The 12,192-nt window shown below is 33.0% G+C and carries 12 protein-coding genes; 5 read left to right on the top strand and 7 right to left on the bottom strand.

Translation table 11 applies throughout. From position 1 onward, the window contains the following. Positions 1 to 14: 14 nt before the first annotated feature. Positions 15 to 1,229 (bottom strand): hybrid sensor histidine kinase/response regulator, encoded by a 1,215-nt coding sequence (locus ACFO3N_RS18750; protein ID WP_379800306.1) that lies wholly within the window; start codon positions 1,227 to 1,229, stop codon positions 15 to 17. 393 nt (positions 1,230 to 1,622) lie between these two features. On the opposite strand from ACFO3N_RS18750, the gene ACFO3N_RS18745 reads away from it, so the two are divergent. Beyond that, complete coding sequence (locus tag ACFO3N_RS18745) at positions 1,623 to 2,468, top strand: SDR family oxidoreductase (protein ID WP_379800304.1); 846 nt, start codon at positions 1,623 to 1,625, stop codon at positions 2,466 to 2,468. Between the two features lie 342 nt (positions 2,469 to 2,810). After that, entirely contained in the window at positions 2,811 to 3,071 is a 261-nt protein-coding gene (locus tag ACFO3N_RS18740; RefSeq protein ID WP_379800302.1) for a SemiSWEET family sugar transporter, read from the top strand. A 61-nt stretch (positions 3,072 to 3,132) separates the two neighbouring features. Here ACFO3N_RS18740 and ACFO3N_RS18735 read toward each other — a convergent pair whose 3' ends face one another. After that, positions 3,133 to 3,945 carry a hypothetical protein gene (locus ACFO3N_RS18735; protein WP_379800300.1) on the bottom strand — a complete coding sequence of 271 codons (813 nt, stop codon included), beginning with the start codon at positions 3,943 to 3,945 and terminating at the stop codon, positions 3,133 to 3,135. Between the two features lie 398 nt (positions 3,946 to 4,343). Then, positions 4,344 to 4,685, bottom strand: a complete 342-nt coding sequence (locus ACFO3N_RS18730) for a hypothetical protein (protein WP_379800298.1) — start codon at positions 4,683 to 4,685, stop codon at positions 4,344 to 4,346. Between the two features lie 209 nt (positions 4,686 to 4,894). Between ACFO3N_RS18730 and ACFO3N_RS18725 the strand changes: the two genes are divergently transcribed. Next, on the top strand, positions 4,895 to 7,717 hold the full coding sequence (locus tag ACFO3N_RS18725; RefSeq protein WP_379800296.1) for a PAS domain-containing sensor histidine kinase: 2,823 nt from the start codon (positions 4,895 to 4,897) through the stop codon (positions 7,715 to 7,717). Here ACFO3N_RS18725 and ACFO3N_RS18720 read toward each other — a convergent pair. Then, positions 7,707 to 8,138, bottom strand: coding sequence for a response regulator (locus ACFO3N_RS18720; protein WP_379800294.1), 432 nt, complete (start codon positions 8,136 to 8,138; stop codon positions 7,707 to 7,709). The genes ACFO3N_RS18725 and ACFO3N_RS18720 overlap by 11 nt on opposite strands. A 222-nt stretch (positions 8,139 to 8,360) precedes the next feature. Between ACFO3N_RS18720 and ACFO3N_RS18715 the strand changes: the two genes are divergently transcribed. After that, positions 8,361 to 8,861 carry a pyridoxamine 5'-phosphate oxidase family protein gene (locus tag ACFO3N_RS18715; protein ID WP_379800292.1) on the top strand — a complete coding sequence of 167 codons (501 nt, stop codon included), beginning with the start codon at positions 8,361 to 8,363 and terminating at the stop codon, positions 8,859 to 8,861. Between the two features lie 488 nt (positions 8,862 to 9,349). Here ACFO3N_RS18715 and ACFO3N_RS18710 read toward each other — a convergent pair whose 3' ends face one another. The 3 genes from ACFO3N_RS18710 to ACFO3N_RS18700 form a co-directional block, all read right to left on the bottom strand. Then, positions 9,350 to 10,063 (bottom strand): DUF72 domain-containing protein, encoded by a 714-nt coding sequence (locus ACFO3N_RS18710; RefSeq protein ID WP_379800290.1) that lies wholly within the window; start codon positions 10,061 to 10,063, stop codon positions 9,350 to 9,352. Further along, entirely contained in the window at positions 10,060 to 10,791 is a 732-nt protein-coding gene (locus tag ACFO3N_RS18705) for a DNA-formamidopyrimidine glycosylase family protein (RefSeq protein ID WP_379800288.1), read from the bottom strand. The genes ACFO3N_RS18710 and ACFO3N_RS18705 overlap by 4 nt, the downstream gene beginning before the upstream one ends. Positions 10,792 to 10,861: 70 nt before the next feature. Then, on the bottom strand, positions 10,862 to 11,434 hold the full coding sequence (locus tag ACFO3N_RS18700; protein WP_095927611.1) for a YciE/YciF ferroxidase family protein: 573 nt from the start codon (positions 11,432 to 11,434) through the stop codon (positions 10,862 to 10,864). A 187-nt stretch (positions 11,435 to 11,621) separates the two neighbouring features. Here ACFO3N_RS18700 and ACFO3N_RS18695 point away from each other — a divergent pair, with 187 nt between their 5' ends. Beyond that, positions 11,622 to 12,176 (top strand): hypothetical protein, encoded by a 555-nt coding sequence (locus ACFO3N_RS18695; RefSeq protein WP_379800285.1) that lies wholly within the window; start codon positions 11,622 to 11,624, stop codon positions 12,174 to 12,176. The last annotated feature ends 16 nt before the right edge of the window (positions 12,177 to 12,192 follow it).

The raw sequence follows: 12,192 nt of genomic DNA, 5'->3' as shown, positions 1-12,192 counted from the left end.
ATTCTAAATTATTTTTATTCGTATTTTAAAGGAAGAACAATGATAAAGCTTGCACCTTCTCCCACTTTACTTTTAGCTGTAATTAATCCGTTATGTTTTTCGATTATTTTCTTAGCAATTGCCAGTCCAATTCCTGTTCCTTCATAAGATTGACGATCGTTTAAACTTTGAAAGATAATAAAAATACGATCAAGATAAATCTCATCAAAACCAATTCCGTTATCTTTTACTGTAATCCTGCAAAATTTGCCTTCTGGCGAAGTCGGACTTTCGATTGATTTTTCTAAAATAGTTTCCGAAGTAATCTCAATTACCGCTTTTTCTTCATTTCCTGAGAATTTCAAAGCATTTCCAATTAGATTTTGAAAAACCTGGCGCATCTGGCTCGGAATACTATCTATTGTTGGAAGTTCGTTGTTTTTTATGGTGGCATTTTTGCGCTCAATTAAATAATCAAAATCTCCCAACACTTCCTGCAAAACAATATTCAAATCTGTTTTTTCCGGTTTAACCTGAGCAGAAAGCCTTGAATAAGCCAAAAGATCGGTAATTAAAGTTTGCATTCTTTCTGCCGATTTTATTGTACGGTCAACATAATCGATCGCTTTGTCGTCTGCCTTTAAGTAAAGGTCTTTTATTATTTTGATAAAGATTTGAATCTTTCTGATTGGCTCATTTAAATCGTGCGATACCACCCAAGAAAACTGCTGTAATTCGTGATTTCGCAGTTCCAACTCTTCATTTTTCTGAACCAGTTCTTTTGTTCTTTCCGCGATTTTTATTTCAAGATTGTCCTGCGCTTCTTTTCTAATTTTTATTTCTTTAGAAAGAAGGTCTTTCATCACTTTAAGTTCATTTTGCTGTTCGTAGATTTTAATGAAGGTTTTTACTTTTAAAATCAGTAAATCACTATCTACAGGCTTGGTAATATACTCCACAGCACCAGTTTCGTACCCCTTAAAGATGTACTTTTTCTCGGTATTAAGTGCCGAAAGAAAAATAACAGGAATATCTTTTGTACGTATATTTCCAGAAAGAATTTTTACTACCTCAAAACCATCGAGTCCCGGCATTTGAACATCCATAATAATGAGACAATAGTCTGTTTTCAGGATTTTCTTTAAAGCTTCTTCTCCAGATTCGGCACTATCGACATCGATATTATGCAGCTCTAATGTTTTCTTTAAGGCAATAATATTGGCCCTTATATCGTCTACAATTAATACCATGCCATGTTGAAGCTAAATCGGTTGTAAATCAAAACTCTTGAATTTAAGGTTAAATTTAAAAATTTTCTTATTTTTTTAAAGAATCACACAAGTAACTCTTAAAAATTATGTGGAAATTCTCAAATGTATAAAAAAAATAACGAGCAGGTTTTTTATCTAAATCAAAAATAGTTACAAAATTCCCATCTTTGACTATCACATTATACCTATTGTATGATTTTTAGCTTATTAGAAATTTCTTATTATTTTAACCTTATCACTTATTAGATGTATTTTCATACATAATTTATCATTTTATTTTGATTGAGCTAAACAAAATACCTTTCAAGGCAAGTAAAATTGCAGTTAACAGGTAATTTTAAATGAAACTACAAGCTTAAAAAAGAGTAAATCATGAAAAAGAAAAAAACATTTCCCGAGCAAAAACAAAATCTTCCAGGCAATGAACACATGATGAATCCGGAGCCTGAAATTATAAGAGAAAATTATGTTGGAAGCGGTAAATTACTAGGAAAAACAGCTTTCATTACAGGTGGTGACAGCGGAATTGGCCGAAGTGTTGCAGTGCATTTTGCAAGAGAAGGCGCCAATATTGCAATTGTATATCTAAAAGAAGATAAAGATGCACTTGAAACCAAAGCGATGATTGAAAAAGAAGGCCAGCAATGCCTACTGATTAATGGTGATTTGAAAGAGGAGAAGTTTTGTAAAAGTGCTATTAAAAAATGCCATAACACTTTTAAAAGTCTTGATGTTTTGGTAAATAATGCTGCAACTCAGTTTCCGCAAACAGAAATAGAAAAAATAACTTCGGCACAGCTACATAAAACTTTTGAAACTAATATTTATCCTTTTTTTTATATCACAAAAGCAGCGCTTGCTTTCTTAAAAGAAGGCGATAGCATCATAAACACTACTTCTGTCACTGCTTTTCGCGGAAGCGAACATTTAGCAGATTATGCGAGTACAAAAGGTGCTATTGTTAGTTTTACCCGTTCGCTTTCGACTATGCTGGCTAAAAGGAAAATACGCGTAAATGGCGTTGCACCTGGACCAATCTGGACGCCTTTAATCGTAGCGAGTTTTGATAAATTATCAGATTTTGGAAAAGACAATCCGATGGAAAGAGCGGGTCAGCCTTCGGAAGTGGCACCTGCTTATGTGTTTCTAGCCTCTGAAGACAGCAGTTATATTACTGGGCAGTTTATTCATATAAATGGTGGAGAATTGGTTGGGTAAAAAAGTTTCTGAGATTCTGAGATGCTAAGATTCTAAGTTTTTTTTGCTCGCAAAGACGCGAAGGCGCGAAGTTTTTGTTTTAATAATTTAATAGAAAACTTTGCGACTCTGCGCCTTTGCGAGATTATCTCAAAACCAACTATAACAAATCTTAAAAAATGAATTATTAACTGCTAAGGGCGCTAAGATTTACGCAATGATCGCGATTTTTTTGCTCGCAAAGACGCAAAGGCGGGAAGTTTTTTTGTTTTTATAAATTTAAAGAATCACTTTAAAGAATCATTTTGCGACTCTGCGCCTTTGCGAGATTATCTTAAACCAACTTAATAAATCTTAGAAAAAATGAATTATATAGACATCATCGGACTTTTTGCTGGAGGGTGCATTACACTTTCTACGATTCCGCAAATTATAAAGGTCTGGAAGACCAAGAAAGTAAAAGAAATTTCGCTACGGATGTTCAGTATTTTGACCTTTGGAATCGCGGTATGGATTGTTTACGGAATCCTCAAAAAAGACCTTCCCATTATTCTCACCAATAGTATTTCTTTCGTTTTAAATCTCATCATGGTTTATTTCATTATTTACTATGAAAAAGAATAAAATAAAAAAAAACAGCTCGATCGAAGCTGTTTTTTTGAAAGTGAAGAATATGATATGCTTACTAGCTAGCTAATTTTTGGTTGTATGATTTTAATTCCAATTGGTATTTTCGAGGTTGTAAGTTTCGCTTTAAAAACTGTACTGGCGCTGTAATTGCGGTTAATTTCATATGAGATAATTTTTTAATCTCGCTTAATTGTTTTACTGCAAAGTTCAAAATAGGTTCAAACGGAGTAAAATAATTATAACTATGTTGCGCTATCTCAAGTTCTAAAACTTCGCGAAGAATACCTTTCATTAGTATATAACGAACTAATCCTTGAGTTGGAATTCTTTTAAGCTCTTGAAATTTCTCTCCTATTTTGTGGTTTTCATCTCCAATATAAATGTAATTTCCAGAATTGCTCGTAAATATTTTTTTTACTTGAGAAACAAAATCGCTTTCTTTATTTTCGATTGTTGTTGGCATTCCTATTAAAGAGAATTGAATATGTTGGTGACTTTGAAAATGCAATACACTATTAATAGTAGAAGAGTTGCTCATAATACCCGATTGCTGTTTTTTAAGGCAATGAGTAGCTCCATTAGCACCAAAACTATGCAAAACGTTTCCTTTCTCGCAATATGCAAAAAATACAGGCGAAAACGGATTAGATTCGATGCTTAAACTAAGTTCTTGAGTAAAAGTTAAATCAAAACTCAGATATGACATCTCTTTTTCAAAACGAACGCCAGAAATGCTTCCCTTTGCCCATTTTGATTGAATTGTCAAATTGTATTCATTAGCAGTGACTTTTAATTTTCCTCCAAAACTTTCTTTCAGATTATTAAAAACAGCATCAAAGCTTCCAGTATTTATGTAAAGTTTTTTCATTATATGGTTTGGTTTTAGTAAAAGCGGTTAGTTATTTATTTAAGTATAAAAACCAACCTTGGTTGCTAACTTTCTATAATCCAAATTTCGTTTATATTGTCAGTCAAATCTTTATACAATTTTGTGCAGATATTTCATAATTATTATTTAAAGTTGCTGAGATACTGAGATACTAAGTTTCTCAAACTCAAAAAACAGTAAAAAACTACCTCAAATGAATTCAAACTAAGGAACTAAACTTCTACCTTTCTCACTTTTAAAAAACAAAGAACAAAAAAACTTAGGATCTCAGTATCTCAGCATCTTTGCAACTTTCAAAAAAAAAAAGCAGCTGCCTCAAATAAATTTGAAACAACTGCTCATCAGCAAAATAAAAATACCAATCTATTTTTATTCTTTTATGTTAATTCGTTTATGTCTGCATTTTTGGAATAATTGGCTTTCGGGATGTCTTTAAAAAATTCGGCTTCTTCCAAATCTGCCGTTGGACCATATCCTAATAAATGAGTTCCTTTGCCTCCATCTTTAGTTTCTATTATGTATAAAATTGACATATCATCGGGATCACTCATACCTTCATAACGATGATGCGCCACAATAAAAATATCTTCTGGTTTATAGGCTACTTTGCTCTCTGAATCTATCAAATGATCGTTTTCGAATAAATAATTTACCGTGTATCCTTCTTCTTGATATCTCTTTATATTATCGGTTTCGTGTTTTGAATCTTCCCTTTTCATTGTTTTTTATTTTTAACTGTTATTCAAATTTCCGCATAGGAAAGCGATAAAATTAACTCTAACGATTTTAATCTTGCCTCATTTAAAAATCTCTTTTCTGCGAATATTTATTTTCATTAATTTTAATAAAACTTAATTCAAAACAAGAATTTACTAACTTTAATACGAATGAAAAGTAGCTTGTTAACAAGACGAAAAATAAGATTTTAATGAATAGCAACAAATATGATTTTCTCGCAAACGGAGGAGAAATGGGTATGCTTACTCGCGCAAAAGATTGGAGTAAAACTACACTTGGGCCTATAGAATCATGGCCTCAAAGTCTTAGGACTACTTTAGGAATTCTTCTAAACTCTAAATTCCCCATGTTTTTATTTTGGGGACAAGATCATATTTGTTTTTACAATGATGCCTATCGTCCAAGTCTAGGAAATGATGGAAAACATCCTTCTATTCTAGGCCAAAAAGGAGCCGATTACTGGCCTGAAATCTGGGATTTTATTAAGCCCTTAATTGATCAAGTGCTTCAAAACGGAGAAGCCACATGGCACGAAGACCAATTATTACCGATTTATAGAAATGGAAAATTGGAAGACGTTTACTGGACATTTAGTTATAGTCCTGTAAATGATGAAAACGGAAAAACAAATGGCGTTTTGGTAATTTGTAATGAAACTACCAATCAAATCATTACTCGCAAAAAACTCGAAGAAAGCGAAAGACGTTTTAGAAATACAGTTAAACAATTGCCTCTCGGAATTTGTGTTTTAAAAGGAGCCGATCTAATTGTCGAGATGGCCAATACCACTTATCTCCATATTATTGATAGAGAAGAAAGTGCCATATTAAACAAGTCTATTTTTGATTCTGTTCCCGAAACTAGAGAAACTGCATATCCTATTATAAAAAAGGTTTTCGAAACTGGCGAACCTTACTATGCAGATGAATTTGCTGTTACCTTAAATCGTTATAACAAAGAAGAATTAGCTTATTTCAATCTCGTTTTTTACCCTTTAAATGAAGAAAACGAGATTACTGGAGTTATTGTAGTTGCATATGAAGTAACCGAAGAAGTAAAAGGCAGATATCTCCTTGAAGAAAATGAAAAAGCTTTTCGAAATATTGTAATTGATTCTCCTATTGCAATGGCAATCTTTAGAGGAAAAGATTTCGTTATCGAAATGGCCAATAAAGCCATGATGTATAATATTTGGCAAAAGGAGGAAAAAGAATGTATTGGCATTCCGTTACTAGATGTTTTCCCTGAATTGAAAAACCAAAAATATCCTGAATTATTACATGATGTTTTGGTTAATGGAAAAACGATTCGGGAGAATGAAGCTGTGGCTTATGTTGACATTAAAGGAAGTCTCAAAAAATTCTATCTGGATTACGAATATACTACGCTATACGAAAAAAACGGAAAAGCATCTGGTGTAATGTGTACGGTTTATGATGTAACTTCTAAGGTTAAAGCTAGAAAAAAAGTGGAAACTGCCGAAGCAAGAACACGTTTGGCTACTGAAATCGCCGAAATTGCCATGTGGGATTTGAATCTTAAAACAAAGAAACTCATCTATAGCGATACTATTCTAGATATTTTTGGATTTGAGAAAAATACAAAGATTGTACATCAAGACATTCGAAACCGTATACTTCCAGAAGACGAGGATATTGTTTTAGACGCTTTCGCGGAAGCATTAAAAACTGGAATTTACAAATATGAAGCTCGAATTTTAAAACTAGACCAATCGATTGCATGGATTAAAGTTCAGGGGAAAATCTTTTTTGATGAAAATAACGAACCTTCCAAAATGTTGGGAACTGTGATGGATTTTACAAGCGAAAAAGAAAGTCAGCACGTTTTAATGAAGAGCGAACAAAAATTTAGACTTCTCGCCGATTCTATCCCTCAGTTCATCTGGACGAGTGATACTCTAGGAAATCTGAATTATTTTAATGAAACAGTTTACAACTATTCTGGATTGTCTAAAGAAGAAATTGAGAAAAACGGCTGGCTTCAAATTGTGCATCCCGACGACCGTGAGGAAAATGTAAAACTATGGATGGAATCTGTAAAAACAGGAAATGATTTTCTGTTCATTCACCGTTTTAAGCGCTATGATGGCGAATACAGATGGCAGCTCAGCCGTGCAATAGCGCAATTGGATGAATCTGGAAAGATTCAAATGTGGGTTGGAACAAGCACTGATATAGAAGAACAAAAAAACTTTACCAATAAACTAGAAGATCAAATTATAGAGCGTACCACACAATTGGAACTCAAAAACAGGGATTTGATTAATATGAATATAGAATTGCAGTCGTTTGCTTATATCTCAAGCCATGATTTGCAGGAACCGCTGCGAAAAATTCAGACTTTTGCAAGTCGATTGGCAACTTTGGACGAGCAGAATATTTCGGCAAATGCCAGATCTTATTTAACTAGAATTGAGTTTTCGGCAAAGAAAATGCAAAATCTCATTCAGGATTTATTAACCTATTCGCGTACCAATTCTGCCGATCGTATTTTTACAACGGTCAAAATAGACGAAATTGCAGAAGAAGTAATAAGTGATTTTTCTGATCGAATTGAAGAAAAAAATGCTGTTGTAGAATATCACGATTTAGGAGAAGCAAATCTTATTCAGTTCCAGTTTAGACAGTTGGTACATAATTTGGTTGAAAATGCTTTGAAATTTTCTATACCTGGTGTTCCTCCAGAAGTGAAAATTTCTGCTACGCAAATTGATGGAAAATCGCTTCCTAATGCGGAATTTAAAGACAAAAATTACCTTCATCTCCAAGTGGAAGATAACGGAATTGGTTTTGAACCTATTTATAAAGAAAAAATCTTTGAAGTTTTTCAGCGCTTAAATACCGACAGCGAATACAAAGGAACTGGAATTGGTTTGGCAATCGTGAAAAAAATCGTTGAAAATCATAGAGGCTTTATCACAGTTTCTAGCGAAAAAGGTAAAGGTTCTACTTTTAATATTTATATTCCCGATTTGTCTGAAATTAATATTTAAACACAAAATTGGATTGATTGGGAATAAATTTTTCCCAATCTATTTGCATTGCATGCTCTATAGATTTTATAATGTCATTCATTAAAACTGGCTTTGTAATAAAGCAGTTGGCGCCAAGTTTACGGCATTTTTCTATAATTCCAGGTTCGCTTGAAGTAGAATAAATTACAACAGGAATATCTTTTTTATAATCTGAATTTCGAAGTTCTTCTAGAACATCAAAGCCATTTTTTCCAGGCATGTTTAAATCTAAAAAAACGACATAAGGTGTAGCAGGCGGATCGCAAATTGCGTTTAAAAAATTCTGTCCACCAGAATACGTTTGAAGTTTAATGTTCTGAGGTATAGATTCTACGGCATCAGCAAAAATACACAAATCATCTTCATCGTCATCAGTATAGTATATCGTAAAATCAGTCATTATCTTTTGGCTCGAATTATAATGTCTCAAATATAATGTAATTTTATGTAACAACCAGATTTTAAACTAATTTCTTACAAAAAAAGCAAATTGAAATCTCATAATTTATAAGTTTAATTATATAATCTGTAAATGGACAAAAAGAGCCAACTTTACTTTTAGCTATTTCAATGACAAACAAGACTTTATTTGTCAAATAATTAACTTAAAAATATTAATATTATGGGCGATCATAAAGACCTTACAGATGAATTTGCAGTAGATAAAATAAAAGATCTTGCTGAGCATATTAAAACATGTATGTTTTGTACATACAATGAATATAGATTACAGTCAAGACCAATGTCTGTTCAGAAAATTGATGATTTGGGACAGCTTTGGTTTTTATCTGACCGAAACAGCAGTCAGAATGCAGATATTACATTAAATCCGATGGTTGAAATATTCTTTTCTGAACCGCATGACAAGTTTCTAACGCTTCACGGAACCGCAAGTATTTCTTACGATAGAGAAACGATCGAAAAATTATGGAATCCTATAGTAAAAATCTGGATGCCTGGCGGTGTAGACGATCCCAATTTGAGTGTTATAAAAGTAGTTCCTGAAGATGGTTACTATTGGAACAACAAAAACGGAAAAATGGTTGCCATTGCAAAAATGACGGCCGCTCTAATAACTGGAAAAACAATGGATGACGGAATTGAAGGAAGCTTGAAATTGTAGTTTTTTTATTTAAAGTTTTTTAACCGCACAAGAGCGCAAAGGTTTACGCTAAGTTCGCTAAGATTTTTTCTTTTGCGTTCCTTGCGTAAATCTTTGCGAGCTTTGCGGTTAATTTTTTTTTAGCCACAGATTAAGAGGATTAAAAAGATTTAAAAAAAATATGCATGAAACTAATTATTCAGATAGCAAACAAAACACAGAGCTTTGCGAACTTTTTCACGCATGCCTTAAGCCTTCAAAATAAAAAAACTTCGCGCGCTTTGCGTTAAAAAAATGAGTTTAGATAGACACGGTTATTTTTTTGCCAAAGATTAAGAGAATTAAAAAGATTAAAATAAAATCTGCTAAATCTGTAAAATCTGCGGGAAATAAAAATTATTCAGCAAGAAAATTAAACTCAAAGCTTTGCGAACTTTTCACGCATGCATTAAGCCTTCAAAATAAAAAAAAACTTTGCGAACTTTGTGCTAAAAAAAATACAGACAGACTTAAGCATTCATTCTCTTCAATTCCAAAGCATTCAAAATACCTGCTTCGCTTGCCGTATTATTAAAGTATACAAATCCTTTTTTGGAATGAATTTGGTGATTTACTTGCTGTAATTCTTCTGTAGAATAACTAGAATGAAATAATTTCGGAACTCCATGAAATCGCACATAAAGCAGTGGAAAATCTTTAAAAATAGTTCTAGGAAGATTAGGATGGCTTACACTGCAAAATGTAATATTATTTTCTTTGAACATATTCCAAACCTCATCATTCCACCAGCTTTCGTGACGAAATTCAACCACATTTTTAAAATTATAATCCAAACTATTGATTATGGTTTCTAATTTTTCCCGGCTGAAAACGTAACTCGGCGGAAATTGAAACAAAACAGCTGCAAGTTTTTCTTTCATACCTACTTTACAGACCTGATAAAAGTCATTAAGCAGACCTTCACATTCTTGCAGTTTTTTGATATGGGTAATTTCTTTTGGCACTTTAATCGAAAACTTGAAAGATTCAGGCGTTTTACTGTACCAATTTTGAAAGATTCTTACTGTTGGAAATTTATAAAAACTTCCATTAAATTCGTAAGTATCAAAATGATGGCAATAAAAATCAAACCATTGCTTTGAAGGCAGATTTTGTGGATAAAAAATATTCTTCCAAAAACTGTTATAAAAACTTGAACATCCTATTATTACTTGATTTTTCATTTGTATAGTTGTTGACAATTGGTGCAGAAAAAGCTTCTGCGTTTACGATCTCCGGTCTGTTTTTTTTCAAACGGCAGATTACATCGTAAGCAAATACTTTTGGTATAAGCTTCCCAATGTTGTTTCAGTTCGAATTTCTTTTTCCAGTATAAAAATTCAAAACTGTAAATAGAACATTCGGCTATGAGCTGGCTTATAAGATGAGGCGGAATCTTCTCTACAATCGACTCTGGATGAACATAACAGCGGTACAAAACCTCATTTTTTATGATATTGCCCACTCCAGAAAAAATATCCTGATCTAATACTACATCGCAGATCATTTTATCTTCCATTTTATCAACACTGGTTTTTGCCTTCTTCGGATTCCAATTTTCATTCATCACATCAACGCTCCAATCATAATGAGAATTGATATCACCTTCTAAGATTTTAACTGAGCAGGTGTAGAAATTAATTTCGCCCTTATCAAAAACTAAACTCAGTCTGGGTTTTGAAGTTTTGCGCTCGTTAACTCGATAGGTTCCGAACATCAGCAGGTGAATTTTTACCGTAAAAGAATCAAAACAGATTAAAAAGTGCTTTCCCCAAGTTTTAAAGGCAAGAATCGTTTTATCCTTCAGTCGTGAAATATCAATATAAGTGTTTCCAGATACAGAAATTATTTTCTGTCCAGTAAATTGTTGCACTTCTTCTTTTAAGATTACTATAGACGGACCTTCGGGCATATACTGTATTTTTTATTCAACTAAAAAAGTGCAGTTTTAGAACTGCACTTTTATTTCATTTCTTAAACTGCTATTCAATTTCGGCAGCTTCAAGATTCACTGCATTTACAGCGACTTCTGTAAGGGTTTTATCGGCTCCTTTTTCTTCATCGAGTGTTTGTTCCAATAAAGTTGCTGCTTCTGGCAAACCAAGCGTTTCTGCAAATTGTCTTAAAGTACCGTAAGTGGCAATTTCGTAATGCTCAATTTTCTGACTTGCCGCAATAATTCCTGCGTCACGCACTACTCCAAGCTCTGTTTCTTCCAGCATTCCTTTGGCTTCTTCAATTAAACCTTCCATGGCATCGCATTTTTTTGCCGTTGCTTTTTTGCCAATAATTTTAAATACCTCTTCCAAACGGACAATTTGTTCTTCTGTTTCGGTTAAATGATTATCGATTGCATCTTTCAATTCAACAGAAGAAGCATTTTTAACCATTACAGGCAAAGCTTTTATCAGTGCTTTTTCTGCCCAATAAATGTCTTTTAATCCGTCTTCAAATAATTCTGTTAATCCTGAAGCGGCGTTAGATTTTGGCTTCGTAACTCCTCTCGGTGTAGTTTCTTTTGCAGCAGCTGCATTTTTACTATCTGTAGTTTTCATGGTAATAGTTTTTATGATTAATATAATGGTAAAATTACTGCCTGCTCTATGAGACTGGTTATATGATTACAAGTTAAAATTCCATTCTAAACATCTGTTAATTATAGAATTACGCTAAATAATTTTATAATATATTCCGCCAACTTCATGCTAGCTTTGTATATATAATCATTAAAAAACAGCGATCATGAATACTATAGATAAAAACGACAGCACGAATAAGGATTTCAAAAATCATTTCTCAAATGATAGAAACTTGGCAGAAGATCTAGATGATGTTAAAAAACCCGACAATGATAATCGTGAGATTGCAGAGCGAGGTTATACAGTAAGAAATGGCTACAATCCGAACAGACCAAATCCAGATCAAGAAGATTTTGTAAGTGATGATGATTTGGACGATCTAAACGATGATTTTCATACTGATAGAGATCTCGAAGATAACAACGACGATGTTTATGAAGTTGAACTGGAAGACGATAATTATGTAGAAGAAAATGACGAATTTGATAATCCTTCCGATTTAAAAGAAGACGAATACGACTTTAACGAAACCGAAGATGTTTTGGAAGACATAGATGATGAAGACGATGAAGATGATGAAGATGATGAAGATGAAGATGAAGACGAGTACATCGAAGAAGATATTGATGAAGAAGATGATACTGATTATATCGAAGACGATGTTCAGGAAGATAAGGATGATGAAAGGTATCCAGAAAATGATCCTCGAAGATTGTAATAGTTCATTCTACAAA

Origin of the sequence: Flavobacterium chungangensis, assembly GCF_042654045.1 — a bacterium.
Taxonomy (GTDB): Bacteria; Bacteroidota; Bacteroidia; order Flavobacteriales; family Flavobacteriaceae; genus Flavobacterium; species Flavobacterium chungangensis.
This window is presented reverse-complemented; position numbering and strand designations above follow the sequence as displayed.